We start from the raw sequence: 25,745 nt of genomic DNA, 5'->3' as shown, positions 1-25,745 counted from the left end.
TCTGCCAATTCATGCCATGCTGACAGGGGAACTTGATGGGTGACAGCCAAAACCAGGATTTACGGGTCAGTTTTGACAGCCGATTGAAGCTGAAGTTCTGCGGCAGTCAGGTCACCACCGATGCGGGACTACTGGCCTATCGGGAACTGGATGCAGCGCTCGGTCTGACGGAAATGGGCGGAGATGTGCTGAGCGATTCACGCCCGGGCCGCAACAAGCAGCACCAACTCGTGCCGCTGTTGCGTCAGTCGATCTACAGCCGACTGGCAGGCTACGAAGATGTCAATGACGCTGAGCGCTTGTGTGTGGACCCGGTGCTACGCCACGTGGTTGGCGGAAGGGCGAGTCAGCCGGATAAACAAGCGGCGTCAAGCAGCGAGGTGGGCCGTTTCGAGACGCAGATACTCAGCACGCAGCGCAATCTCACGGCACTGATGAAGCTCTCCGGACGCTGGATCAACAACCTCCACCGGCGGCGACCGCTCAAAGAACTCATCCTGGATCTGGACAGCTCGGTCAGTGAGACCTACGGCCGGCAACAGGGCGCGGCCTACAACGGCCACTTTGCATGCCTCTGTTACCATCCGCTGTTTCTGTTCAACCAGCATGGTGATCTGGAGTACGCGATGCTGCGGCGTGGCAACAAGGCCAGCGCGAAATACTGGCGGAAGGTGCTACTGCCGGTGATCGAACGGTATCGGCATTTGGACATTCCGAAGTTCTTCCGCGGCGATGCGGCGTTCGCCATTCCAGCGCTGTATCGTGTGCTGGAGAAAGCAGACTATCGTTACGCCATTCGCCTCAAAGCCAACGCCGTATTGGAGCGGGAAATCTCGCATTTGCTCACCCGTCCGGTCGGACGGCCTTCCCACAAGCCCAAGGTCTGTTATCACAGCTTCCAATATCAAGCAAAATCATGGCAGCGATCGCGTCGCGTGGTGGCCAAAGTTGAGTGGCACGCAGGCGAACTGTTCCCGCGTGTTGGATTCATCGTGACCAACTTGAACCAGCACTCGAAGAACGTCGTGAAGTTCTACAACGGTCGGGGCACCGCCGAGCAGTGGATCAAGGAAGGCAAGAACGCCGTCAGATGGACGAAGCTCTCCTGCCGGACGTTCAAAGACAACCAAGCTCGGTTGCAACTGTTCGCCTTAGCTTATAACCTCGGCAATTTCCTGCGGCGGCTGGCCTTGCCCAAGCCTATACAGAACTGGTCGCTGACGACGCTGCGGGAGAAGCTGGTCAAGGTTGGGGCCAAGGTAACCCGGCATGCCAAGTACGTATTCTTTCAACTGGCCGAAGTGGCTGTGCCACGGAGATTGTTCGCCGCAATTCTTGATCGGATTGCACGACTGGCAATTCCGCCGCCGGTCACGCATGACGTGAAGCGGAAGTATATCAAATAGCGAAAAACGGGGTTCCTCACAGAGAAAGTCTGCGCAGAAACCGTGTTGACTACTGAAAAATGATTCGCTCGGGCAGCAATTTCCGGATCTCAACAACAGAGGCACAACAAAAGTGGCGAAAAATCACTTTGTTTTAGACACGGGGGACCGCAGTGGTTACAATCAAAGAAAGTCCATGCCTGGAGTGGTTTCAGGCTGATCCATATGGGAAATCTCGGATAAAATATCATCAGGCCGCGCAGTTCGTTTAACGATCATCACCGGCCCCGGAATCTGTCCTCCCTGTTTTATGACCTGTCGCATGGAACCGTCTGTGGGGAAGATCACTGGCTGTAACTCAAAAGGAGAGTTGCACTGATGAGAGAAATCGTGAGACGAGTTGTCGTTGCCATTTGCCTTTATGGTGGCATTGCGCTGTGTCTGACCCCCGCTCGTGACTTGTTTCAGATTGAGCCTGTTGACTGGTTGCGCGAGGTCGGCGAGCGACAACAGCATTCCGAGAACATCAAGGGGATGATGTCGAAATATGTCGGCGAGGAGCAAGTCAAAGATATCGACCTCGCCAGCAAAACGCGCGGGAAAATTCCCGATTACATCGCTTATGAAACGGAAGGGCGTCTGATCGTCGTTTCGGGAACTTCATGGGAGGGGCTCTGGAACGACATTGAGGAGACAGTCACCAACAAAGCTCCCTCTAAGGCATGGGCTGCCGTGCGGGGGCTCGAATATCATAGCAATGCGGTCTACCTCACCAGGACAGCCCCCCTGTTCCAGCAAGTGAACGCACAATGGCCGGATCAGTCACTCCTGGCGTATATTCGCATTGATCCCGAAGATTCCAAAATCGCGCCTCGCTATCTAAGTGTGTATGAGCCGAGTCCCTCGGATCTCCGGGACGCCGCTCCGACTCACATTCTGTATCCGCATCGTACGTATGGGGCATTGATATTGTTCGGCGGCTTGCTGTTCTACATCTTCCTGCCTCGAGCTCGTCCAGCTGAATCCGGCGTCTTCTATCTGGCGCGTGCAGCAGGCTGGCTGCCTGATCTGCTCGCAGCTTTTGGCTCAGGTGCCTTCTTCGCAATGCCATTCCTCATCACCAGCGATTCATCTGGCGGACCACTGGATCGAGACTGGTGGCCGCTGACAGTCATCATGTGGGGCATCGGGGCAATCTTCGCCTCGATATTTGTCATCACAGCGTGGTATCAGACACGGAGGCTAACGTGGGATGACAATGGGATCTGTATTGAAACATGGGGATTTACCAGACGCAACTTTCCCCTGGATAAAATCGAAGGCATCGGTGGCTATATACAACAGATGCCGCAATGGCTTCGTGTGCTGGCCTGGGTCATCTCTATCTTCAACTGGAGAGCTACAACATCGGCCATCCTGCTTGATCAGGCTGACCCTGGTTTCTCTATCTCACTGTCCAACGGGACCAGATACAGTTTCACCGGTCAGGGACTGTGGGGAGCAAACTCACTGGTCGCCTGGTGCGATGCTCATAACATCCCCGTGGAGCCAGCTGTCCGTCCCCTGATGGAATCCAAACCAGACTTCCAGCCGTCCAAAGCCGGCCGAGTGGTCTCAATCATTTTTGCAGTGATCGCCCTGGTCGGAACCGGCTGGCCTTTGATGCACGTCGCAGTTGGAGCCATGCCACAACCCGAACCGAAGTTCCGCAGCGGTTCGTTTGATGCGCAGGATGACTTCGGGCAGATACCATCTGAAACTAAACAGCCTGTCGCTCCGCCAGTGGACCAGCCCCTGGGAGCCAGTAAGCCGCCGGTCACAGTGACACCCGCGATGCTGGCTGCGGAACAGGAAATCATCCAGCAGATTCAAAAAGTCCGAGACGAAATCAAAACATTGAAATCGCAGATCGGCACTGTGGCGAACCCCAACGAGGCTGCCATCGATAAATCTCTGGAGGCGGTAAGTCGACTACGGGAGTTGCAGAAGCAACTTGAAGCAGTGCGTTCGGGGAAGCTTCCGGAAAAATCTTCTGGCAACGCGAAATAATATGAAAACGAACCACCGTCAGGATTGAGAATCCCTCTGCTGCTGCATGCTTTCTGTTTCAACAGACCTGTTTTTCCCGGAGGGATTGAGCGACACCGATTTCGGATTAAAGATGCGCGTCAAAAGATATGCAGCGACACCAATCGCGAACGTGACTGCAGTCCCCATCAGTTGCCAAGGCTTAAAGCTGATCAACAGACCCGCCGCCACCAGGGTACTGATGATGAACAGCATGGGAATGACATTCGTGTAATGTGACATCGGCTTCGTGCGGACACCAGGTAGAAACAGGCAAAACACAGAACCAGCTGCGGAGATGGACAGCGTCAGTCCCAGATACGATAAAAGTCCCTGCAGGCTTGAAATCAGTACCAATAGAATTGCCAGTCCTACCTGAACCAGAATCGCCCGGCCCGGACTGTCTCCTCGCATCCGTACAAAACCGGGTAACAAGCCATCTTCCGCCATCTTCGCATACACCCGGGGCGCGGTCATAATCATGCTGAAAACGGATGTCAACAGGCAGGTAACGATGGTCCAGCGAACGAAACCGGCAAACCATTCCCCGCCGATAAATTCTGCTGCGATGGTAGCAACATCTGCTTGACCTTTGATCGCTTCTGGAGCCGGTGCGTACACAAAGACGGCATTCAATAAAAGATATAACCCCATCACCAGGACAGTCCCGGACACCATCGATCGAGGAATCGTTCTGTCCGCATTCTCAACTTCATCTGCCACGTAGACCGCAGCATTGAAGCCGGAGTAACTCAACGAAATCCAGACCAGACTCCCGGCAAACGCGCTGATCAGTGCCCAGCCTGTCAGATCTGTGGTCGGTGCAGAGACTCCCGGCATTTCGACTGTTGAAAACTTCAAAGCGGCAAAAAGCAGAATCGCAGCCAGCAGCCCCAGCTTGATCAGCACCACGGAATTCTGAACCATTGCCCCCAGTCGCGGATTTTTTCCATGAAAGATGCCTGCCAGGAGAATGGATAACACTGCCAGTGTTCCGGCAGGAAGCCATTCCGGACGCGTTTCAGCAGGCAGGACATAAGCTTCCAGCGCAGTTGCTGCAAAGGCAATCGCACCGGAAAAACCTGCGATCAAAGAGACCCAGCCTGCGATAAACCCCAGCAACGGATGGGCGGCACGCGTTAAACCAGTTTAATTGGATTTAAATCCAGCAGGCCCTGATATGTGACGTAAGATGACATATCAGGGCCTTTTTGCTTGGGAACAACAGTAACTGGCTGCTGTAGGGGAGATAGGTGATCGAGTTGCTTTTTGACAACATACAGTAATTTTCGTCAGAGTTACGGCCCTGTCTCGTAAGAGTTTGAAAGTCTTAGGCTTCTGTTCTTGAATAGTGAACAGGCCGATGTTATGTTTCAGGTGTCTTGAGGGAACTCAGGACGAACCAATCTTTTTTTACAGAGATGAACTGCCTGTCAACGCTGGCGCTCTTCATCTCCAGTTCGTACAGGTCCCTATTTCTGGAACCAATAACTTCTTCAGATTTTGTAACATTGAGGAGAAAACAAGCGTGAGTGCTAAGAAAGATGACAAACCAGCTGAAGCTACACCAGAACCAGCTGCAGAACAGGCTCAAGGTCAGGCCCCCGCTCAGCAGCAGGTGAAAGTCAATGACGATAATGTCGTCGCCAGCTATGCCAATTTCTGTCGCGTTTCCAGTACTCCAGAAGAGTTGATTCTGGATCTGGGACTGAACCCCCAACCGCTGGATCCTGCCAACACGGAGATCACAGTCGGACAGCGGGTCATTTTGAATCACTACACAGCCAAGCGACTGTTGAGTGCTCTCTCCATGGCGCTGCAGCGGCATGAGCAGGCCTTCGGTGTTCTGGAAACAGACATCCGGAAACGCGTTGTGCGTCAGCAGCAGACCTGATCTGCTTCTATCTGCCTGAACCAGGCAGATCAAGATTCATGGACCGGCCCGTTACCAGGTGTAGCGGAGCCGGTTTTTTCTTGCGCGGGGCACTCGGCACTCTGCTGGGGCTGGATTCCGAGGGACGGCGAGGTGACTGATTTTCTGGTTTTTCCTGAAAATTTGAATAAAAGACTGGCAGCGGTTGAGTAGGAAAGCGGTTGGCAGTTTGATAACTTTATGGTTGATACTGCAAGAGGTCTGGAGTTGCGCGCTTTCAATCTCTGATCTTATACGATATCGTAGAATTAGTGTCCTGTCGGAATTGGAATGGCATGTTGCCTGAAATGGTTCGCACGCTCGCTGGCGTGCTTGCCTGGTATCAGCACCCTGTCAATTCAAGATTGAGGGACCAGTGGTATCATTTAGAACCCGTAACTGCGACAGAACTCCTGCTTTTCCAGGTGACCCGGGGTGCAGGAAGCGTATGTCGGTTGTTCTTATTTACAGCCCGGAGAGGGCAAGATGTTAGATAAACCAGATCCCGCGTCGTCCTACCATGACGGAAACGGGCAGGCTGAGAGTTCGCTGCCCGAAGATTTAATCAACGATTTAAGCTCGGAATCGTTAACCTTTGTGGAAGACCTCTACACGAGCTATCTGGAGTCTCCCGGTTCGGTGAGCGAGGAATGGCGAAATTATTTTGCCAGGTTCCCTCAGAAGTCGGCCCGCAAACGCAAGCCCGGATTCGGTCCTTCCTTCAAGCGGCATTCGATGTTCAATCCCCCCGGGGGAGCCAAGACGGAAGGTCTCGATCGCCAGTCGATGAAAATCGCGGATCGGCAGGAGCGTCTGGACCAGTTGATCCGTAATTACCGTGTGCGGGGGCATATCCTGGCGTCGCTGGATCCGTTGGGTAAGAAACGAGCCACACCGGCAGAACTGATGCCCGAGTTTTATGATTTCTCGGAGCGGGATTATGACCGTGTCTTTTCCACCTCGACGTTTGGGGGGCCCAAACAGCGTACGCTGCGGGAAATGATCCAGTGGCTGCGGAACACGTACTGCCGTTCGATCGGTGCGCAATTCATGCACATCGACAGTCTACGGGTACGGAAATGGCTGCAGAACCGGATGGAGAGTACCGCGAACTTCCTGAAATTCGAACGCCCCGAGGCGCTGCGCATTTTGCGACGGTTGACCGATGCAGTGGGCTTTGAAGAGTTCATTCAGAAGAAATACGTGGGCCTGAAAAGTTTCTCGCTGGAAGGCGCGGAAAGTCTGATCCCGCTGCTGGACCTGGCGATTGAAAAGGCAGGCGAGCAGGGCGTCGACGAGATCGTGTTCGGCATGGCACACCGGGGCCGCCTGAATGTCCTGACCAACATCATGGGCAAAAAACAGCGCGAGATCTTCCGCGAGTATGAAGACTCGGTACCGGAGATGAGTGTCGGCCGGGGGGATGTGAAATACCACCTGGGTTACAGTTCGGACTGGATGACTGAATCCGGGCATAACGTCCACCTGACGCTCTGTTTCAACCCGAGTCACCTGGAGTTTGTCAACCCGGTCGCGATGGGACGCATGCGGGCCAAACAGGATCGCTGGCACAACATCGACCGGACCAAAGGACTGGTCCTGCTGATCCATGGAGATGCTGCCTTTGCCGGTGAAGGTGTGGTCCAGGAAAGCCTGAACCTCAGCGAACTCCGCGGCTATCGCACGGGGGGGACGATCCACGTGGTCGTCAATAACCAGATCGGTTTTACCACAGACCCGGCCCAGAGCCGTTCTTCCACTTATGCGACGGACGTGGCCAAGATGCTGCAGATTCCGATCTTCCACGTAAACGGTGAAGATCCCGAGGCGGTCGCCCAGGTCGTCCGACTGGCGATGGACTTCCGCAAAGAGTTTCATCGCGATGTCGTGATCGACATGTACTGCTATCGTCGTCGGGGGCACAATGAAGGGGACGAGCCCTCATTCACGCAGCCTTTGATGTATGACATTATCGATAAACGTCCTTCGGTGCGCGACAGCTTCCTGCAGCGGATGCTGGAACGGAAGTCGGTGACCCAGGAAGATGCAGACCGGCTGCAGGAAGAGAGCATGTCGCATCTGGAGTCGGAACTGGCAGCCGCCCGGGTCGAGAACTATCCGCACCAGGTGGAACTGCCTGCCGGGATCTGGACCGGCTATCGTGGCGGTAAGGAACTGCCTGCCGATCAGGTCGATACCGGCGTCCCGGAGGAGAGCCTGGTCAACCTGCTGTTGAAGCAGTCTGAAGTGCCTGACAGTTTTACGCCACATAAAAAAATCAGACGCCTGTTACATGTCCGCAAGGAAATGGCAGCCGGAGAGCGAAAACTGGACTGGGGGACAGCCGAGGCGCTGGCGTTTGCCTCCCTGTTAACCGAAGGCTACCGGATTCGCGTGAGCGGCCAGGATGCCCAGCGCGGGACGTTCAGTCATCGGCATGGTGTGCTGCATGACGTGAAGTCCGGCAAAAAATACACGCCGCTCAAGCACCTGGTCTCGGGTCAGGCCCCGATTGAACTCGTGAACAGCCCGCTTTCCGAAGCGGGGGTCCTGGGCTTCGATTATGGTTACAGCCTGGACTGCCCGGACGGGCTGATTATCTGGGAAGCCCAGTTTGGAGACTTCGTCAACGCGGCGCAGGTGATCATCGATCAGTTCATTGTCAGCGCGGAAGACAAGTGGCAACGCTATAGCGGCATGGTAATGCTGCTGCCTCACGGGTTTGAAGGTCAGGGGCCGGAGCATTCCAGCGCCCGCTTCGAGCGTTTCCTGCAGCTGGCAGCGGAAAGCAACATTCAGATTGCGGTACCCACGACACCGGATCAGTTTTTCCACCTGTTGCGTCGGCAGGTCATCCGCAAGTGGCGTAAGCCTCTGATCGTGATGACTCCCAAGAGTCTGTTGCGGCATCGTGACGCGGTCTCCAGTTTCAGTTCGCTGGCCTCCGGATCTTACATGAAGGTGATTGGCGATACCACGGATCTGGATCCGCAGAAAGTGAGTCGGATTCTGCTGTGTACCGGCAAGATCTATTACGATCTGAACGAACGCCGCAAACAGACCGAGCGGGAAGATGTCGCGATTGTGCGTATCGAACAGCTCTATCCGGTACCGCATGCGGAACTGGAAGAAGCACTGGCACCGTATCCGGAAGGGACCCCGGTTTACTGGGTTCAGGAAGAACCGGAAAATATGGGAGCCTGGCGGTTCATCTATTGCCGGTTCAAAGGGAACCTGTTCGGTCGGCATCCGCTGCACGGTGTTTATCGTCCTGCGAGTGCCAGCCCGGCAACCGGTTCCGGTCGCAGTCACCAGTTCGAACAGGAAATGCTGATTTCTGAAAGTTTCCGGGACTAGACCCGGTCCCGGGAATAGATACTCTGACGATCGGGGATTGTACGCTGTACTCACCACTGTTGGGCAAGCCAACAGTGCCACCCGCCGGTCCCGGGAAGCTATGTTCTGCTTGAGATGATGAGACGGTTTTCTGCGCACTGTTGGGCAAGCCCAATACTGTTCGGCACGATATTTGCGCACTGTCGTCTGGTAGTATAGAATACTGCCATAACGACAGGAATCAGCATGGCCAATCAACAGACTAATAGCATCGAAGCTTGTGACATCACCGGTCTTAAGTATCTGGATCGGGTTCTCCCGCTGTTTAAGCGACTGCGTCCCGAGGGAACTGAACGTGACAAAGCCGGTAACCGGCAACTGTTTTACGATCAGTATTGCGCACTGCAGTTACTGTACCTGTTCAATCCGATCGTGACTTCTTTGCGCGGATTACAGCAGGCCAGTGAGCTCAAAAAAGTCCAGCGAAAACTGGGCTGCCCGCGGTCTTCTCTGGGATCCCTTTCCGAAGCGGTTCGGGTCTTTGACCCTGAACTGCTGCGGGAAATTGTAGGCGAACTGATTGAAAAACTGCCTGCCCAGAAGCCGCAGGATCGGCGTCTCCAGGATCTGGCTCAGACGCTGACTGCCGTGGATGGCACGTTCCTCAAAACACTGCCGCAGATCACTCAGGCCTGTTTTTCAACCCGCCAGGACAAAGGCTGGCAGCTGCACACTCATTTTGAAATACTGCGGGGAATCCCGGTACGCATGGATCTGACGGATGCCACCGGTCGCAAAGAAGGTAATGAAAAATCCATGCTGACTAACGTGCTGGAAAAAGATCGTTGCTACATCCTGGACCGTGCTTATGAAAAATATGCCCTGTTTAATGCAATTGTGAATGCCGGCAGCAGCTACGTGTGTCGAATTCGCGGTGATCACATTTTTGTGGAACAGGAATCCCGTGAATTGACCGCAGAGGCCAGGGCAGCGGGAGTGCTGGAAGATCGGGTAGGGCAGCTGGGGTCTCCCAAGTCACGGAGAATAGAACACCCTGATCATCCGGTGCGTCGGATTACTGTCAAAGTCACTCCGCATCCTAAACGGGGAGGACGGAGACGGGAGGGGGCAAGCCAGGATCTGGTTGTGGCAACCAGTCTGCTGGACGTGCCTGCTGAGATCATTGCGCTGATCTATCAGCACCGCTGGCAAATTGAATTGTTCTTTCGTTTTTTAAAGCATGTACTTGGCTGTCGTCACCTGCTGAGTCAGAACCCGCAGGGAATTCAGATACAGACTTATTGCGCGATGATCGCCTGTCTGTTAATCAGTCTGATTACAGGGAAAAAGCCGACGCTCCGAACATATGAAATGCTGTGTTTCTATTTCAGTGGCCTGGCGGATGAGGATGATCTGATCAACCACATCAACCGTCTGCAATCCCACGAAACCAGATAGCACAGGACTCCTCGCCCGACTGCTGACTGTTGGTGACGAGATGATTCATGCTGCGCTGTTCGAAAGATTTCATAGCCGTGTATGAGCCATGACTGAATGAGATCTTCAAACAAAACTTCTAAAAAATGCAGTTCATAAGAGTTAAGCTGCAATCCACAATCAACTGCAAACCGTGAACCGAACAGTATTGGGGCAAGCTAACAGTACCACCTTGGGGAGGCTCTCTGCTGTCAGATGGGACTACTGGTTTTGTTCCAGCTCAGCGATGATTTCCACGAGATGGAAATGGTGCTTGCCTAATTTGCCGCCATAGTTGCCTGCGGTGATCTCGAGCACTCCCGGCTCACGTGTGGCAGCATCCAGTCCATCCCGCATGGCCTGCTGGACCGCTGCGAAGGTTTCTCCATCAATGACGATTTCATACACGCAGCCTGTGCCTTCCGGCAGATCAGACTCGGTCTGGGCACGGATGGTCGGGCAGTAGGCGTCATTCGTGCTGGCTTTGAGTGCAGAATACCGCGAGCCGACTTTACTGCCACTGCGGACAATGCCCCCCGGGAAGGGGAGGATGGTCTGGTCGACGTCCCGCATGGCTGTCACAGCGGCTTCCGTCGCCAGCAGCCCCGCACTCTGGTCTGTCGCACAGATCAAAAGGTTGCCGCCGGCGACTCCTTTAAATGAGCCGACACGATCTTCACAGACGAACTCGCCGTCCATAACGGGAATCCTCCAGAGCCGGCGTTCTTCCCACTTTTTGGAAGTCTGAAATCCGTCTCCAAAGAAGCGGAGCTGTTTTCCCAGGGCGATCGCTTTTTCAGGATCAGTAACCGGGACTCCGGCATAGCAGGCAGTGGTGGGGCAGGTGAGGATGCACTGTCCCACACGATTGGTGACTGCCTTTTCCAGCGCGGACCGGCTGAAAGCGAAGAACATGAGGCTCACGCCGGGACGACCATCGGGGCTTTCCCCGGGAGTGAGAAACGTTTCGATACCGGCTTCCGCATCACAGGCAATCACGCTGGTTGCATATCCGGTGACTTCTGCTGCTGCAATCCGGACCCAGGACTCGGTGGCCGCAGTCACGATGAGACGGGTTCCGACCGTGGTGAATGCTTCCGCGAATGTGTCGCAGACGGGAACACCGTTCCATGCCAGTTCTGGTTGATTATTCAAGGTTCTGCCCGAACGCTGAGAAAAGTATTTTGCCAATTAATCCTGAAGCCTGATTATGGCGGATCGGGAGCAAAATTCAAAGGGTCAGCGATCCTGAATAGGCGCCGGAGTTCCCTGGATCTGCAGTTCCATCTGGATCAGTTTGGGCACGCTTTTCGCCTGCATTTTTTTCATGATCTTGGCACGGTGTGCTTCGACCGTTTTGAAACTGACATTCAGCTTCTCGGCAATTTCCCGACTGGAGAAGCCGGAGACCACGTAATCCATGACTTCCAGTTCCCGGCGGGTCAGCGTGGCTTTGCGTTCCAGGAGCTCTTTGTTCTGCAGACGGATTGCCTTGTTTTTGATATCCCGCTCGATTCCTTTCTGGATGTAATCGAGCAGAACCTGGTCGCTGACCGGTTTTTCGAGGAAATCGACGGCTCCGGCTTTCATGGCCCGAACGGCCATCGGCACGTCTCCGTATCCGGAAACGATGATCACGGGAATATCGTAGCCCCGCTCTCTCAGTTTTTCCTGTAATTCCAGGCCGCTCATTCCCGGGATGCGGACATCGAGTACCAGGCAGCCGGGACGATCGGGAGAATAGCTTTCCAGAAATTCACTGGCGAGTTCATGGGTCTGCACTTTGAGACCGACCGATTCAATCAGCCAGCGGAGGGACTTGCGAATTGCGGGATCGTCGTCGACGACAAATACGGTTGCTTCCTGTTGGGTTGTCATAGCTTCAGCCACCACCATTGTTGTCTCCATTGACTAAGGGAAGAGTGATGAAAAAGCTCGTTCCCTGTTTATTGCGACGGGGATACAGCTTTCCCCCATGTGCTTCGATAATCGTCTGGCTGATGGACAAACCAACGCCAAGTCCTTTTTGTTTAGTTGTATAGAACGTTTCGAAGATAGAATTTTCTTCGCCTTTTTTCAAACCTATTCCGCTGTCAGTCACACAAATAACCAGATTTTGGTGCGCATCACGGTCGGATTCAATCACCAGTTTTCGCTGTTCCGGGGGGAACTCGGACATGGCTTCGATCGCATTCAACAGCAGGTTGACGAGTACCTGCTCCAACTGGATGGCATCGCCGATGGTATGCAGTGGTTCCGGGCTCAGTTCCAGATGCAGGCTCACAAAGTTTCTCTGAATTTCATGTTCGAGCAGGGCGATGGAATTCTCAATGACCAGGTTGATGTCGAGTTTCTTATGTTCGACTTCGCTCTTCTGGACGTGTCTGCGAAGGCGTTTGATCGTTTCGCTGGCGCGTTGTGCCTGCCGCGACATCTCCTCCAGCGGTTCAATCAGATTATCGAGACTGGTGGTTCCCAGACGAATGCGTCGGATGCAGCCATTGGTGTAATTATTGATGGCTGCCAGGGGCTGGTTCAGTTCGTGCGAGAGTTCGGCGGCCAGTTCACCCATGGTCGACAGGCGGGAGAGGTGAGCCAGTTCGGCACGCCGGCGGACCAGTTCCTGCTCGGCCAGTTTCTGATGGGTAATATTGGTGGCAATGACCATGGCAGCGACGGTAATGCCACCGCTGACCATGGCCCCGACCCGGCAGGAATAGACATATTTATAACCAGCGCGCGAAACTCCCTCAGTTTCCATCTCCTGAGGTTTACCCGTCTGAAAGACTTCCTGCAGAATCGCTTTGGCTTTCTCAATATCGCCTGGATTCATGAATTGGTAGATGGAAGCGCCGATGACCTTTTCCATTTTCTGTCCGGCGATGGGATGGTTGAGATAGAGAATGGTCCCGTCGATGTCGACCGTGAGAATCGTATCCGGTGCATTGGTGACCAGTGAGCGCCATCTGGCTTCGGTCTGCTGCAGCGCCCGGTAGAGGCGGTTACGTTTGGTGTATTCCTCATTCAGACTGGCATGGGCCTGTTGCAGTTCTGCTGTACGCGAAGCGACGCGGGCTTCGAGGTGTTCGTTGAGTTTTTCGAGTTCATCGAGTGCGGCCCGTTCGCGGGTCACATCTTTCACACAGGACAGCAGGAAGGTTTCACCACGAAAGTAAATCTGAACGGCCGAGAGCATCGTGCAGAGCCGGGTGCCGTTCGGAATGATAAAATCGAAATACAGTTCCTTCGCTGTGCCTTCGTTTTTGACCTTTTCGATCATTTCCCGGCGTGTTTCCTTGCTGGGCCAGAAGCCGATATCGAAGGCGCTTTTTCCCAGGATCTCTTCACGCGTGCATTGCAGGGCTGTCAGGAAGTTCTCGTTGACTTCGATAAAGATCCCGGTATCAATTTCCGTAATGCACATCGCAATCGGATTGACCTGGAAGATGGTACTGAAGCGTTCTTCAGATCGGCGGAGTTCTTCCTCTGATGCCACCTTTTCCGAAATATCGACGGCGACCGAGAGAAAACCGTCGACCTGCTGCTCATCATTATAGAGTGGTGTGTATTCCACATCGAGGGTCTGTGCGCCGACGGTTCTGACCAGATGATTCTTTTCGCCGCTCAAAGTTCGGTTGAACAGATCGATCAGCTCCGCATCGTCTGCGAATTCTTTGAAAATTGATTTGCCGACCCATTCCCCAGGTTCGTATCCCAGCTTGGTCAGTCCTCCCCCTTCCGAGAGTGTGACAATACCTTCACGATCCACGGCCCAGATGATCAGGGGGGTGATCGAAAGGATTTTGCGCAGCAACTGATGATTGACGTCAGACAGATGATCCAGGAAATCACGATTCTGTAATTCTGGAAATGTCTCAGACAGGAAACGGGAGGCCAGACTGGCATGATCCTGCGATTCGGTTTGATCCACAATTCACCTCTCACTTCCCCTTGTATGATCGCTGCGGTGGCAGAGCGTGAATGGGGCGTCAGGATTAGTTACGGAAGTGATATTCAATATTATGGCGAAAAAATGAATTCAGGAGAAGTATCAGCAGAATGTAGTAAGATTCACCATTAATCATGTTACCTTGCCGGGTTGTTGACTGTCAAACAGCGTCTGCAGAAGATGTTCCGAAACGGCATTTTACTGCTCAGCCAGGGGGGAGATCGAATTCCCGTCCCTGTTCGTTCAGTGAGAGATCGAGCTGGTCATGGTCCGTCAGATCGTATTTGAGTGGCGTCACGGTTACGTAGCCTTCCGAGAGTTCCTGGATATCCGTGCCTGCTTCCAGCTGGTGATTGATGATGGGATCCAGGCCGCTCCAGAAGTAGGGACGCCCGCGCGGATCGATGCGTTTTTCCATGACGTCAAAATGACGTTTGACTCCCAGCGAAGTCCATTTGACGCCGCGAGGCCATTCTGGCCGGGTTTCAGGGAAATTGATATTCCAGAGCCGGTCGGCAGAAGTTTCCTGCTGTTGCAGCAACTGGCGGATGATGGGAATGCTCTGTTCTGCCCAGCGGTCATAGTCCGGTTTGACGTCATTGGAGAAACTGCTGGCTGCGGAGATCGCGATAGAAGGTATTCCCGCAAAGGCGCCTTCGATGGCACCGGCCACTGTGCCGGAATAGAGCACGTTAATACCGACGTTCGATCCGGAATTGATACCACTGACGATCAGATCCGGTTTCTGCGGACAGAATTCCAGAATGCCGAGCTTGACACAGTCCGCGGGACTGCCGGCGACCGCCCAGCCCCAATGCTTTTCCCCCTCGAATTCCTGGTGTATCATGAGGGGATGCAGATAAGTGATGCTCAACCCTACTCCACTCTGCTCGGAAAGGGGGGCGACGACTTCTACATCCCCCAGTTGCGTAAGTGCCGCCTGCAGGCTGCGCAGCCCGGGGGCATGAATACCATCATCATTGGTTAACAGGATTTGCACGAAACGACCTCGACTCTCCATAGAACACAGATTGGCCGGTTTCCTCAGATGAAACCATTTTCCTTGAAACTCACTCTGGATGAGCTGAAGACTATTTTACCGGAACGGAAGAATTTATGACACCACGCAGACTGTTTGCCGTCATTCCCGCAGCCGGGCACAGCCGACGGATGGGGACGCACAAGCTGCTGCTCTCCCTGGGGAAAGAGACCGTCATCCAGAGGTTGATCAGGGGACTGGGTATTTCCCGGATCTGTCGGATCATCATCGTGGCACGCCGTGCGGATCAGTCTTTCGCAGCGCACCTGGCAGGAGAGGATGTGGAGCTCGTGCAACCGGAGGTCGATCCGCCCGACATGAAAGCCAGTGTGCAGGCGGCACTGCGATGGATTGAAGCACATTATCATCCCACAGAGGAAGACAGCTGGCTGCTCATCCCGGCTGACCATCCGGTGCTCAAGCCGGACTTGATCGAACGTTTGTGTGAAGTCTGGTCACAGAGTGCTGCCCGGATCATGATTCCCACGTTTGAGGGACAGAAGGGGCACCCGGCGTTCTTTCGCTGGTCCGTCGCGAAAGAGGTCTTTCAGCTTGGGGCGGAGCAGGGGATCAATGCGCTCTGGAAAGAGGGGACGGCGTCGCCGATGCTCTGGGAATGTGAGGATCCGGAAATATTAATCGACCTGGATACCCCCACCGATCTGGAAGCGGTGCGACAGCGATTTGCCCCCGATTTTGAATGATCAACGGGTTTAGATATCTGCATGTGCTGAAGCAAAAAGCCAACATTGCGGATTCCCGGTGTGGTTTTCACCTCACATGTTGAGCGATGGTAAACGTTTAAGGCCGTTTCATGTTGCATTTGTGAAACTTTGCCGGTGATAACGATTATAAACAGCGCCGCCAAAAGACCTCTTTACTAAAAAGTGATATCCGCCTTTTTTCCTCAAGTTGCCAAAACTATTTGTTCTATGCTTGAGTGCTAAATGGAACAACCCGCTGTGATTTTGTTTTTTCCATGCGCGACGTCAGCTTTTGATTTGCATCTTTTTTCAGGTGATGTCAATAATGCAGGCAGTCATGTATGAAATGAAAAATCGGAAAACGCACGCTTTCATCATGTGACGAACTTTTTTGGAGGGGGAAAAATGAAGAGAACACTGGCCCTGGCATTCGCCGCTGTGGCGATGCTGGCTGTCAACGATTCCGCACAAGCCTGCAGGTATTTTGGCGCAGCGAGCTACAACTGCTGCCCGACCACTGCCTGTCAGCCGACTGCCTGTTATACCGCTTGCCGCGTCGAGCGAAAAACATGCTATCGGACGGTGTACGACCAGGTCATGGAACCTCAGCAGTACACGGCTTACCGAACGGAATACGAGACAGTTTATCAAGACAAACAGGAAACCTGTTATCGTATGGTCAACGAAACGGTCTACCGCGATGTCGAATATACGGTTCAAAAACCCGTATACGAGACGGCTGAACGGGAAGAGCGTTACACCGTGCGACGACCTGTTGTTGAAACCGCGTACCGGGAATGCAGCTACCAGGTACAGAAGCCAGTCTGGGAAAATCATGAGCGGGAGTGTCGCCGCACTGTGATGCGTCCGGTTGTCGAAACCATCGAACAGGAATGCCGCCAGACGGTGATGCGTCCTGTGACGGAAACGATCAACCAGGAGCGTTGTTACACCGTGATGAAGCCTGTGACCACCTACCGGACGGTTCACCGTCTGCAGGGGGTCTGGGAAACCCGGCAGATCCAGAAACCGGGACGTTGTCGTCCCTGCTGGACGACCGATGCCTGTGGAATTCCCCGGATGACCATGGTTCAGGTGCCGGGTAAAACTCATTGCCGTAAGGTCTGGAGACTGCGTCGGGTCGCCTGCCAGGTGCCCTGCACGAAGTATGTGCCTCAGGTCGTACGTCAGAACTGCCCGGTCCAGGTGACTCGTTACGTTCCTGAAGTGATCGTAAACAAAGTACCTGTCAAGGTTTGTAAAATGGTTCCTGAAGTCGTCGTGACCAAGGTTCCTTACCGGACCTGTCGCTGGGTTACCGAAACGGTTGCCCAGAAGATTCCGTACAAAACCTGCCGCTGGGTCTGCGAAGAAAAAGTACGTAAAGTACCCGTCCAGACCTGCCGGATGGTATCGGAAAAATGCACCCGCAAAGTGGCTGAATGCGTCACCCGGAAAGTGCCTTTCACTGTGACACACCGTGTTGCCCGCTGCGTACCCAAACAGGTACCAGTGAACTGCACACGTTATGTTGCCAAGTGTGTGGCCCGGAAGGTGCCTTACGAAGTCTGCACGATGGTGCCGACTACCGTTTGCCCGACGACTTCTGCCTGCTCGACCGGTAACTGCAATCTGGCTCCGGCTCCCCAGACTCGGGGATCCAATAAGCCTGTTGCTCCGACTCCCGAGCCGGAACCCGAAGCCAATCCGAAATCCACTCCTGCAAAACCAAAGGTTTCTGCATAAGCGGATTGAAGATTCACTTGTGATGTAAACGAACAGAGGCAGGTTTCAGTTGAAACCCGCCTCTGTTTTTTTGTTGACGGAAGCTGGAGCAGTCTGCTGCTCTTACCAGCCTTCTGATCCTACGTAAGACGTTCCTGTCACAAGATCACAGCTTGTATTCAGGTCACAGTCATCGAAGGCATCCTGGAAATGGCTGCCGGCGACATAGCTTTTGGTTTTGCCCTGGCAACTTGCTTTGAATCCAGTGAAGCAGTAGGACTGATTCAACGCCCCGATGGCGTTAGAAACATCATTGAGTTCTGTGTTAACTGCCACAGCGACTTCGCTCAGCCCCACAATCATTGCCAGTACGGCGATCGTTAAGACCAGAACCAATTCAGCTGAAATGACGAAACCGGCTTCATCATTGTACAAACGGTGCATCACGCGCAACATGAGAGAGTCCCCTTTACCTGGTAGAGTACGCTGTGTCGATCTACTGTCGAGCATCAGCTATGTGAGAGAGATTGATTGTGAGAGAGTTTTCAGTACCAGCAGAAGCTTTGAGTGGTATAACTCAAAACCGTCTACCTGCCTCGCATTAATGCAGAGGGCATGCCAGTACTGTTAAAAGTGACAGTGTCCGGCGGTAGCGGACAGCATTTATCTGATTACCAGTAAGTGATTTAGGCATATCTCAACTGGAAGTCATTTCTGAGAGGACCTGTGCTTCCCTGCCTGCAATCTGTTAAGGGGCTTGAACAGAAATCTTGAACAAAGTGTAAGTTGAGTGAAGCAAGAAAAGGACCGCTGGCGCATCCAGCGGTCCTTTGAAGGTCTCTAGCGAAGGTGTGTTCGAACTACTACGGTGTCACGCTTTCAGAAGCGGTGACAGCAGTGGTTCCAGTGACCAGATCGCAGGTTGTGTTCAAATCACAATCATCGACATTGTCTTTGAACCTGGAGCCGGCGACGTAACTTTTGTGTTTGCCATCACAGGTGGCATAAGCGCCAAAACCGGTGTAAGCGTAACTTTGATTGAGCGCGCCAATTGCATTGGACACGTCATTGAGTTCTGTGTTCACAGCGACAGTCACTTCGCTGAGTCCCACGATCATGGCCAGAACAGCGATAGTCAGCACCAGGACGAGTTCAGCCGAAATTATAAATCCACATTCCTCTTTCCAGAAAGCCCGCATCATGATTTATCCCCTTATTGAAAAAAAACTCTGCCCGGAGTGATCCGGGCAGAGTCTGTAAATTTGATGAGAGATCAAATTACGGAGTAACGCCTTCAGAAGCGGTTACACCAGTTGTTCCGGTAACCAGATCACAGGTTGTGTTCAGGTCACAGTCATCAACAGCGTCGTTGAACATAGAACCAGCGTAGTGGCTTTTGTTCTTTCCGCCAGTACCAGCGAAACCGGTGTAGGCGTAGCTCTGGTTGAGAGATCCGATGGCGTTTGAGATGTCGTTCAGTTCGGTGTTAACAGCGACAGCAACTTCGCTCAGTCCGACGATCATAGCCAGTACAGCGATGGTCAGTACGAGTACGAGTTCAGCTGAAATTACGAAACCTGCTTCATCTTTCCAAAGTTGATTTAACATACTAGTGAGTTCCTTGGTTTTAAACATATTGAGAGACTGATTGGCAGAAGACCTTCTCCGAAAGAACGCCTGCTGCGACAAGTAGCTGATGATTGCGACAGCAATCACCGGGTTTTGCCAGTTTGAGAGACAACGCTCCATTCAGGCACAGTTGCGAAATGTACTGGCCGGTACACTTCACGGCACAAACTGCAGATTTGTATTCCTGGTAATTCGTAAAACGCACGTTATGACCCGCGGAGCAAAGGAAGCCCAGTCGTGATGTCGGAGACACCACTCGCATTGAATGCTCTCTCACCTTCATGCAATGCAGTTGCTTCTCTTCTTCTCTCGGGGACAAATCGCAAGAATTGAAGAAGCCTCAACACGGGTCACAACGCTGCGAATCGATTGTTTTCTCGATCTTTTGGATTCAGATTTTGATTCTTCGTTTCGGTAACAGCAGGTCCATAACGCAGCAGGTGTGCCAGAAACGGGACGGGAAAGAGGTTGTCTGAGGTCAACAGGGCTTGTGGTGGGAAAGAAACGTGATTGGGCGATCGTTATAACTGTAACCCGGCATAGGGTTTACAGGATTCGACCTGGAAAACATTCCTGTTGTGGGAAAAGTTCGGTTGGTTGATTTCCGGCAACAGGATTTATCAACGGTTTTGAACAGACTGTTAATCAGACTGTCAACTGGATGAGTTTTTATTTAAACATCGGGCCTCTGCAAATGTCATAACTGCTGCAGATACCCGAGTTTAGGGGTATTACTGGCTATGCCAGTTATTCAGATTCTGCCTCTTGGACTATCTTCTGTCTGCAGAGGATTCCGGCGTTGCCAGTTTGATCGAGACTAGATCACAGGTGGTGTTCAGGTCGCAGTCATCGGTCGCATCAGTGAAGCGGGAACCGGTGTAACCGCTTTTGATCTTCCCACCGCTCCCAATGAAACCCGTGTAGGCGTAACTCTGGTTCAGGGATCCGATGGCATTCGAGACATCATTGAGTTCGGTATTCACCGCGACCGCAACTTCACTGAGTCCCACGATCATCGCCAGCACCGCGATGGTCATGACCAGTACCAGTTCCGCAGAAATCACAAATCCATGTTCATCATTCCATAACGCTTTCATTTTTTCAGCCCTTTCAAAAAACTCAGTTCAGGATGGACCCTGCACAGGGTCCCGTGAGATACGCTTCCTATTTTTGATTGCCACCTTCAGGACTGATCAGTCTTGTCGAGACCAGGTCGCAGGTGGTGTTCAAGTCGCAATCGTCGGTCGCATCGGTGAAACGCGACCCGGTGTAACCGCTTTTGATCTTCCCACCGCTCCCAATGAAACCCGTGTAGGCGTAACTCTGGTTCAGAGCGCCGATGGCATTCGAGACATCATTGAGTTCCGTGTTGACTGCGACAGCGACTTCACTGAGTCCCACAATCATCGCCAGCACCGCGATGGTCATGACCAGTACCAGTTCCGCAGAAATTACAAATCCGTGTTCATCATTCCATAACGCTTTCATCTTTCAGCCCTTTCAAAAAAAACAGTTCAGATTGGACCCCGCACAGGGTCCTGCAAAAAAAACTCTCTTACACTCTCCAGTTCTCATTCCGATCGGGGAGACGTCCCGCTCTCAGAAACGGCGCTACGTATTCCTCCCACCAGATCGCAGGTGGTATTCAGGTCGCAGTCATCGGTCGCATCTCTGAAGGATGAACCGAAGTAGTAGCTTTTCTCCTTCTCTGCAGAGGCATTGAAACTACTGAATCCCGTGTAGCCGTAGCTCTGATTCAGCGCGCCGATGGCATTTGAGATATCATTGAGTTCCGTGTTGACCGCGACGGCGACTTCACTGAGTCCCACGATCATCGCCAGCACTGCGATGGTCATGACCAGTACCAGTTCTGCAGATATCACAAATCCATGTTCATCATTCCATAACGCTTTCATTTTCAGCCCTTTCAAAAAACAGTTCAGTATGGACCTCGCGCAAGGCCCGACAAAAATCTCTCTCTCGCTCTCTCTCGCTCTCGCTCTCTCGCTTTGATCCCGAATCAGGAGCAGTTCTCTTTCAGACGGTCGTCACTGGTTGCAGTTGAGGAGCTTCAACCTGATTTTGAAGTGTTCATTTTCCGTTCAGCCAATAAAAAAAGGCTCTGTTCAGGAATGTCCCGAACGGAGCCAGGATATTCCCGAATAGAGCCAGAATCAGATGTAGGTGTTCAATCTGAATTTACAGTGTTGTAGATTCAGAAGTTGTAACGGTTCAAACGCCGGTTACGGGGGTAGATGTTGTATTGAGGTTACTGTCATCGGTTGTATCTCTCAGTTTTGAAGTTGAGCAGCAGCATTTCGCTTTGGCTGGAATGGTTTCGTTTTCAGCTCCAGCCAATAAAAAAGGCTCTGTTCCGGAGTATCCCGAACGGAGCCAGGATAATCCCAAACAGAGCCAGAATCAGTTGTAGTCGTTTAGTCTGAAACTACGGTGTCGTAGATTCAGAAGCAGTAACGGCGCCAACGCCGGTTACGAGGTCACAGGTCGTATTGAGGTCACAATCATCGACGGCATCGGAAAAACTCGAGCCAGAGTAAGAGCTTTTCACCTTTTCACCGATGGGTGAAACACTTGAAAAGCCGGTATAAGCATAACTCTGATTCAGTGCGCCGATGGCGTTTGAAATGTCATTCAGTTCTGTATTGACGGCCACGGCGACTTCGCTGAGTCCCACGATCATCGCCAGTACAGCGATGGTGAGTACCAGCACCAGTTCCGCAGAAATCACAAAACCACTTTCATCTTGCCATAATTGTTTCATTGGCAGGCCCTTTATGAAAAGCTCTGTTCAGGAGAGTCCTGAACAGAGCCTGGTTTTACTGAGGTAACCAGATCCGGATTACGGAGTGGTTCCTTCGCCAGCAGTGACAGCGCCAGCGCCGGTAACCAGATCACAAGTAGTGTTCAGGTCACAGTCGTCAACAGCGTCTGAGAAGGTAGAACCAGCGTAGTAGCTCTTCAGCTTGCCACCGTTTCCGCGGAAACCAGTGTAGGCGTAGCTCTGGTTCAGAGCACCGATTGCGTTTGAAATATCGTTCAGCTCAGTGTTAACAGCAACAGCGACTTCGCTCAGACCGACGATCATGGCCAGTACAGCGATGGTGAGAACGAGAACGAGTTCCGCAGAAATTACGAAACCAGCTTCGTCATTCCAGAATTGATTCAACATGCTTGAGTTCCTTGTAGTACTTGAGAGTAAAGAGATCAGTTACGAATCCGATCGAGAAATCAGGAATCGCGAGAGACTGCAGTTGCGCAGCGTGCGCCTCTGCTTGTGCAAAGGCCGGTCAGAATTCAGCACAACCACAGAGGTTGAACAGAACGACTGATGACCAGGAAAAGGCAAGCCATTCAGATTGAAACCACGAGAACCGGTTCACTCGGATTCCAAATGATGACCCAAACCTGTTTTTGACAGATCTGTTTGCACATTTCCTCTATGCACGATCAGGATGTTTGCATAGGTCATGCCGAAGGTAGAATCTTTATAAACGGTAGAACTCGCAAACAAGGAAACTTGTTACTGACGCCTTTAATTGATGCAGTTTATCGCAGGGATGGGCAGATGGCGCGAGAATGTTCAGGAGGTGGGAACGTAAAGGAGTGTAAGGAATCTGAAACACGGCTTTACAAATGGTGTTTCAGAAAACCAACAAATGCGTCATTTCAGAAAGGTCAATTGTTAAAATCAAACCCCGGAAGAGAAGGTTCTCTCCCGGAGCTCGTCTCGATCAGCTCTCAAGTATGTAGTAGATCTTCAGGCTTATCTGCGTCCACCTTCATTGGCAGTAACAAACCGGACTCCTGTGACCAGGTCACAGGTTGTATTCAGGTCACAGTCGTCGACTGCGTCCTCAAAACGTGAGCCGGCATAAAAGCTTTTGAATTTACCGCCGGTACCCCGGAAACCGGTGTAGGCATAGCTTTGTCTGAGGGCTCCGATTGCGTTTGAAATGTCGTTTAACTCGGTGTTGACTGCGACAGCGACTTCACTCAGGCCGACGATCATGGCCAGGACGGCGATGGTCAGGACCAGGACCAGTTCTGCAGAGATGACGAAGCCAGCTTCGTCATTCAGAAATTGTTTCCACATTGTTTGAGTTCCTTGATTTTGAGATAGAGAGTATTTCGTTGATTCAATGTGAATCATGAGAGACTTCGAAATCTGTACAGAACAAGCGAAAGGCTGCTCCCTGGACCTCGGATGCGAGATGATTGAGAGTCAACTCGCACGGGCTGAAGAGGCCAGGTGTCAGCCATCCCCATTGGTAGAACCAGTAACCGGTTTATGCTGATTCCAGCTGCAGGGATGAAATCAGTTATTCTGAACATGATTTCTTTAACGGTTGTAACGATTGCAGAGATCGTGCCAGATAATTCTGATTTGCGGGTTGCAGGGGCTGGCATTGCTGCTGGTCGGTATAATCAACTGGCAATTCGGGGTTTAGGGGGCGCGGTCCTGGTAAAGGACATTTCAGGTAGGAGTATCGACCTTCCATTTTTGTAAAGGATCTGAAACACGGCTTTACAAACGATGTTTCAGAATTCCGACAAACCTGTAAATCGAATATGATTTCAGAGGCAACGAAACGTTTTTCAGCCAGACTCTGATAAAATTCAGAGCGCAGCAGCTCCGTGGGATACATTTAAGAAGGTGTTTTCAGCGATTCATCTCGGAGTCGGAATGAATCGGACATTCAGGAAAGTGCTGGAGATTATGCAAGTTACCATTACAGCCGTCGGTCCGGACAATCGTGGATTAGCCGATCCTATCGTGCATTACGTCACCGGAGTGGGGGCGAATATTCATGAAATCCAGATGTACGATCATGATTCAGAACGCCTGTTCGCGATGCTGCTGCGGATTGACTGGCCGGTCGAAGTGGAGCCGGTCGCAGTCCTGCGGGAGCGGATTCTGCAGATCGGCGAGCAGAAAGGACTGGTGTTACGGGTCTGGGCTCGTGACGAGCATGCACGTCCACCCCGGATCGCGATCTGTACGACGTACCGCAGCGAACCTGCGGCTGCGGTATTGAATGCGATCCAGGAAGGAGTCATCAATGCAGAGCCGGCCGTGATCATCGGGAACCGGGATCGCTGCCAGTCCCTGGCGGCAGAGCATGGGCTGGATTTTCATAATATCGGCGACGAGCGTGGGAATCCGGATAACGACCAGATGGTGGCGCTGTTTGATCAATATGATGTCGACTATGTTCTGCTCGCCCGTTACATGCGCGTGCTGCCTCCCCGGATCTGCTGGAGTTTTGCCGGGGGACGAATTGTCAACCTGCATCATGGTCTGCTGCCCTCCTTTCCGGGTTTTCAGCCTTACGAAGATGCTTACAGCCATCACATGCTGACGTTTGGTGCCACGATCCATTTCATCATTCCCGAACTGGATGCAGGCAATCAGATCATTCATCAGAATGCCTTCACAGTTTCGCCGGGAACTTCGCTGAAAGAGATCAAGCGGATCGGGGAAACGGAACACGAACCCGAATGCCTGGTGGAAGGAGTTCGCCGGGTGGTCGATCGCGAGGTCGAACTGCACTTTCATCGCGTCGTGAGCATCAATGGTAAGAATTGAGATGCATCTCTGTCAGTCATTCAGTTTTGTTTTGACGAGTTCAAAGACCGCATCGAACATGGGCTCGGTCAGCCGGCCGGTAAACGTGTTCTGCTGGCTGGGATGATAGCTGCCGACGAGCCAGTGCCCGTCGGGAAACTGATAAGCGGCTCCATGGCCAAAGGCCGGTCGTTTGCCCGACAGTTTGTCCTGACGCTTTTTGAAATCCAGCACCGCTTTCCAGCCGATCTGTCCCAGGGCGAGGAAGACTTTCACGGGGAGCAGGTCGACCGTCTGTTCCAGCCAGGGGTGACAGTTTTCGATTTCTTCGCGCGTTGGCTTGTTGGCTGGAGGGGCACAGTGGCAGGTTGCAGTGATCGCGCAATTAATCAGCTCCAGGCCATCATCGCTGCTGACCGCTTCGGGTTGCGTGGCAAAGCCCGCTTTGTGCAGACCGCGGTAGAGCCAGTCCCCGCTGCGGTCGCCGGTAAACATGCGGCCGGTCCGGTTGGCCCCATGGGCTGCGGGAGCCAGTCCAACGATCAGCAGTTCCGCCTGCGGATCCCCGAAGTTGGGGACCGGTTTGCCCCAGTAGTCCCAGTCCAGAAAGGCTTTCCGTTTTTCTTCCGCGATTTTCAGGCAGTGCTCACGCAGACGTTCACAGAGGCTGCAGTCCGTGATCTTTCGGTTCAGTTGATTCCAGTTTGACTTCGACATCGGGATTCCCGTCGGACTGCTGATCAATGGTACTGTTGCTGGTTATGCGGATTATGAGGAACGCACCCGTCGGACCGGGGAAATGCGACGGGGATAGATCATCAATACCAGTAAAGGGGTAACGCCGTCAAACGGGACTCTATATTTAAAGAGAACATTTTAAAATCGAGGCTTGAAAAACCGTCCGAAGCCTCTTTACGATAGTGTCAAAACGCTGTG

The 25,745-nt window shown here is 52.7% G+C and carries 23 protein-coding genes and 1 pseudogene; 9 read left to right on the top strand and 15 right to left on the bottom strand.

The genetic code is table 11. The annotated features are described in order from the left end of the window. Window positions 1-35 precede the first annotated feature (35 nt). Window positions 36-1,406, top strand: coding sequence for an IS1380 family transposase (locus Enr10x_RS19170; protein WP_145104163.1), 1,371 nt, complete (start codon window positions 36-38; stop codon window positions 1,404-1,406). 357 nt (window positions 1,407-1,763) lie between these two features. Then, window positions 1,764-3,434, top strand: coding sequence for a DUF898 domain-containing protein (locus tag Enr10x_RS19165; protein ID WP_145450599.1), 1,671 nt, complete (start codon window positions 1,764-1,766; stop codon window positions 3,432-3,434). A gap of 18 nt (window positions 3,435-3,452) precedes the next feature. Here Enr10x_RS19165 and Enr10x_RS19160 read toward each other — a convergent pair. Next, a pseudogene (locus Enr10x_RS19160) lies at window positions 3,453-4,580 on the bottom strand (APC family permease); the annotation flags it as partial. A gap of 400 nt (window positions 4,581-4,980) precedes the next feature. On the opposite strand from Enr10x_RS19160, the gene Enr10x_RS19155 reads away from it, so the two are divergent. From Enr10x_RS19155 to Enr10x_RS19145, 3 genes are all read left to right on the top strand, one after another. Beyond that, window positions 4,981-5,346, top strand: a complete 366-nt coding sequence (locus Enr10x_RS19155) for a DUF3467 domain-containing protein (RefSeq protein WP_145111495.1) — start codon at window positions 4,981-4,983, stop codon at window positions 5,344-5,346. A gap of 504 nt (window positions 5,347-5,850) precedes the next feature. Continuing rightward, entirely contained in the window at window positions 5,851-8,721 is a 2,871-nt protein-coding gene (locus tag Enr10x_RS19150; protein WP_197996103.1) for a 2-oxoglutarate dehydrogenase E1 component, read from the top strand. A 225-nt stretch (window positions 8,722-8,946) separates the two neighbouring features. Next, on the top strand, window positions 8,947-10,158 hold the full coding sequence (locus Enr10x_RS19145; protein ID WP_145110800.1) for an IS4 family transposase: 1,212 nt from the start codon (window positions 8,947-8,949) through the stop codon (window positions 10,156-10,158). 240 nt (window positions 10,159-10,398) lie between these two features. Here the strand turns inward: Enr10x_RS19145 and fhcD are convergent, their stop codons facing one another. The 4 genes from fhcD to surE form a co-directional block, all read right to left on the bottom strand. Beyond that, window positions 10,399-11,331, bottom strand: coding sequence for a formylmethanofuran--tetrahydromethanopterin N-formyltransferase (gene fhcD / locus Enr10x_RS19140; protein WP_197997288.1), 933 nt, complete (start codon window positions 11,329-11,331; stop codon window positions 10,399-10,401). Between the two features lie 84 nt (window positions 11,332-11,415). After that, window positions 11,416-12,054, bottom strand: a complete 639-nt coding sequence (locus Enr10x_RS19135) for a response regulator transcription factor (protein WP_232093054.1) — start codon at window positions 12,052-12,054, stop codon at window positions 11,416-11,418. Window positions 12,055-12,058: 4 nt separating this feature from the next. After that, the gene (locus tag Enr10x_RS19130; protein ID WP_145111488.1) at window positions 12,059-14,107 is read right to left on the bottom strand and encodes a PAS domain S-box protein; all 2,049 of its coding nucleotides are present in this window, start codon (window positions 14,105-14,107) and stop codon (window positions 12,059-12,061) included. Between the two features lie 223 nt (window positions 14,108-14,330). Then, complete coding sequence (surE, locus tag Enr10x_RS19125) at window positions 14,331-15,125, bottom strand: 5'/3'-nucleotidase SurE (RefSeq protein WP_145111485.1); 795 nt, start codon at window positions 15,123-15,125, stop codon at window positions 14,331-14,333. 116 nt (window positions 15,126-15,241) lie between these two features. On the opposite strand from surE, the gene Enr10x_RS19120 reads away from it, so the two are divergent. Both Enr10x_RS19120 and Enr10x_RS19115 read left to right on the top strand, forming a co-directional pair. Continuing rightward, the gene (locus Enr10x_RS19120) at window positions 15,242-15,868 is read left to right on the top strand and encodes a nucleotidyltransferase family protein (RefSeq protein ID WP_145111482.1); all 627 of its coding nucleotides are present in this window, start codon (window positions 15,242-15,244) and stop codon (window positions 15,866-15,868) included. 405 nt (window positions 15,869-16,273) lie between these two features. Next, window positions 16,274-17,614 carry a hypothetical protein gene (locus tag Enr10x_RS19115; protein WP_145451030.1) on the top strand — a complete coding sequence of 447 codons (1,341 nt, stop codon included), beginning with the start codon at window positions 16,274-16,276 and terminating at the stop codon, window positions 17,612-17,614. A 102-nt stretch (window positions 17,615-17,716) separates the two neighbouring features. Here the strand turns inward: Enr10x_RS19115 and Enr10x_RS19110 are convergent, their stop codons facing one another. The 9 genes from Enr10x_RS19110 to Enr10x_RS19070 all read right to left on the bottom strand — a co-directional run bounded on the left by Enr10x_RS19110 (window position 17,717) and on the right by Enr10x_RS19070 (window position 23,336). After that, window positions 17,717-18,049: a hypothetical protein gene (locus Enr10x_RS19110; RefSeq protein WP_145111476.1), complete on the bottom strand. Its 333-nt coding sequence runs from the start codon at window positions 18,047-18,049 to the stop codon at window positions 17,717-17,719. Window positions 18,050-18,456: 407 nt separating this feature from the next. After that, window positions 18,457-18,795: a hypothetical protein gene (locus tag Enr10x_RS19105; protein ID WP_145111473.1), complete on the bottom strand. Its 339-nt coding sequence runs from the start codon at window positions 18,793-18,795 to the stop codon at window positions 18,457-18,459. 76 nt (window positions 18,796-18,871) lie between these two features. Further along, window positions 18,872-19,201: a hypothetical protein gene (locus Enr10x_RS19100; RefSeq protein ID WP_145111469.1), complete on the bottom strand. Its 330-nt coding sequence runs from the start codon at window positions 19,199-19,201 to the stop codon at window positions 18,872-18,874. A 791-nt stretch (window positions 19,202-19,992) separates the two neighbouring features. Continuing rightward, window positions 19,993-20,319 (bottom strand): hypothetical protein, encoded by a 327-nt coding sequence (locus Enr10x_RS19095; protein ID WP_145111466.1) that lies wholly within the window; start codon window positions 20,317-20,319, stop codon window positions 19,993-19,995. A 67-nt stretch (window positions 20,320-20,386) separates the two neighbouring features. Next, complete coding sequence (locus Enr10x_RS19090; RefSeq protein WP_145111463.1) at window positions 20,387-20,710, bottom strand: hypothetical protein; 324 nt, start codon at window positions 20,708-20,710, stop codon at window positions 20,387-20,389. An 83-nt stretch (window positions 20,711-20,793) separates the two neighbouring features. Continuing rightward, entirely contained in the window at window positions 20,794-21,138 is a 345-nt protein-coding gene (locus Enr10x_RS19085; protein WP_145111461.1) for a hypothetical protein, read from the bottom strand. Between the two features lie 530 nt (window positions 21,139-21,668). Beyond that, window positions 21,669-22,004: a hypothetical protein gene (locus Enr10x_RS19080; RefSeq protein WP_145111458.1), complete on the bottom strand. Its 336-nt coding sequence runs from the start codon at window positions 22,002-22,004 to the stop codon at window positions 21,669-21,671. Between the two features lie 78 nt (window positions 22,005-22,082). Further along, entirely contained in the window at window positions 22,083-22,412 is a 330-nt protein-coding gene (locus Enr10x_RS19075; RefSeq protein WP_145111455.1) for a hypothetical protein, read from the bottom strand. Window positions 22,413-23,006: 594 nt separating this feature from the next. Next, window positions 23,007-23,336: a hypothetical protein gene (locus Enr10x_RS19070; RefSeq protein WP_145111452.1), complete on the bottom strand. Its 330-nt coding sequence runs from the start codon at window positions 23,334-23,336 to the stop codon at window positions 23,007-23,009. A gap of 156 nt (window positions 23,337-23,492) precedes the next feature. On the opposite strand from Enr10x_RS19070, the gene Enr10x_RS19065 reads away from it, so the two are divergent. Both Enr10x_RS19065 and Enr10x_RS19060 read left to right on the top strand, forming a co-directional pair. Then, window positions 23,493-23,750 (top strand): hypothetical protein, encoded by a 258-nt coding sequence (locus Enr10x_RS19065; RefSeq protein ID WP_145111449.1) that lies wholly within the window; start codon window positions 23,493-23,495, stop codon window positions 23,748-23,750. A gap of 210 nt (window positions 23,751-23,960) precedes the next feature. Beyond that, window positions 23,961-24,830, top strand: a complete 870-nt coding sequence (locus Enr10x_RS19060) for a formyltetrahydrofolate deformylase (protein WP_145111446.1) — start codon at window positions 23,961-23,963, stop codon at window positions 24,828-24,830. A gap of 12 nt (window positions 24,831-24,842) precedes the next feature. On the opposite strand, the gene Enr10x_RS19055 is transcribed toward Enr10x_RS19060, so the two are convergent. Continuing rightward, a complete protein-coding gene (locus Enr10x_RS19055) occupies window positions 24,843-25,526 on the bottom strand; it encodes a uracil-DNA glycosylase (RefSeq protein ID WP_145111443.1) in 684 nt (227 codons plus the stop codon). Window positions 25,527-25,745 lie beyond the last annotated feature (219 nt).

The organism is Gimesia panareensis, from assembly GCF_007748155.1.
In the GTDB taxonomy this organism is placed as follows: Bacteria; Planctomycetota; Planctomycetia; order Planctomycetales; family Planctomycetaceae; genus Gimesia; species Gimesia panareensis.
This window is presented reverse-complemented; position numbering and strand designations above follow the sequence as displayed.

Coding starts and splice junctions, on each gene's coding strand:
- Enr10x_RS19170 (WP_145104163.1), top strand. CDS start 36: ATGGGTGACAGCCAAAACCAGGATTTACGGGTCAGTTTTGACAGCCGA.
- Enr10x_RS19165 (WP_145450599.1), top strand. CDS start 1,764: ATGAGAGAAATCGTGAGACGAGTTGTCGTTGCCATTTGCCTTTATGGT.
- Enr10x_RS19150 (WP_197996103.1), top strand. CDS start 5,851: ATGTTAGATAAACCAGATCCCGCGTCGTCCTACCATGACGGAAACGGG.
- Enr10x_RS19145 (WP_145110800.1), top strand. CDS start 8,947: ATGGCCAATCAACAGACTAATAGCATCGAAGCTTGTGACATCACCGGT.
- Enr10x_RS19135 (WP_232093054.1), bottom strand. CDS start 12,054: ATGACAACCCAACAGGAAGCAACCGTATTTGTCGTCGACGACGATCCC.
- Enr10x_RS19120 (WP_145111482.1), top strand. CDS start 15,242: ATGACACCACGCAGACTGTTTGCCGTCATTCCCGCAGCCGGGCACAGC.
- Enr10x_RS19115 (WP_145451030.1), top strand. CDS start 16,274: ATGAAGAGAACACTGGCCCTGGCATTCGCCGCTGTGGCGATGCTGGCT.
- Enr10x_RS19110 (WP_145111476.1), bottom strand. CDS start 18,049: ATGTTGCGCGTGATGCACCGTTTGTACAATGATGAAGCCGGTTTCGTC.
- Enr10x_RS19105 (WP_145111473.1), bottom strand. CDS start 18,795: ATGATGCGGGCTTTCTGGAAAGAGGAATGTGGATTTATAATTTCGGCT.
- Enr10x_RS19100 (WP_145111469.1), bottom strand. CDS start 19,201: ATGTTAAATCAACTTTGGAAAGATGAAGCAGGTTTCGTAATTTCAGCT.
- Enr10x_RS19095 (WP_145111466.1), bottom strand. CDS start 20,319: ATGAAAGCGTTATGGAATGATGAACATGGATTTGTGATTTCTGCGGAA.
- Enr10x_RS19090 (WP_145111463.1), bottom strand. CDS start 20,710: ATGAAAGCGTTATGGAATGATGAACACGGATTTGTAATTTCTGCGGAA.
- Enr10x_RS19085 (WP_145111461.1), bottom strand. CDS start 21,138: ATGAAAGCGTTATGGAATGATGAACATGGATTTGTGATATCTGCAGAA.
- Enr10x_RS19080 (WP_145111458.1), bottom strand. CDS start 22,004: ATGAAACAATTATGGCAAGATGAAAGTGGTTTTGTGATTTCTGCGGAA.
- Enr10x_RS19075 (WP_145111455.1), bottom strand. CDS start 22,412: ATGTTGAATCAATTCTGGAATGACGAAGCTGGTTTCGTAATTTCTGCG.
- Enr10x_RS19070 (WP_145111452.1), bottom strand. CDS start 23,336: ATGTGGAAACAATTTCTGAATGACGAAGCTGGCTTCGTCATCTCTGCA.
- Enr10x_RS19060 (WP_145111446.1), top strand. CDS start 23,961: ATGCAAGTTACCATTACAGCCGTCGGTCCGGACAATCGTGGATTAGCC.
- Enr10x_RS19055 (WP_145111443.1), bottom strand. CDS start 25,526: ATGTCGAAGTCAAACTGGAATCAACTGAACCGAAAGATCACGGACTGC.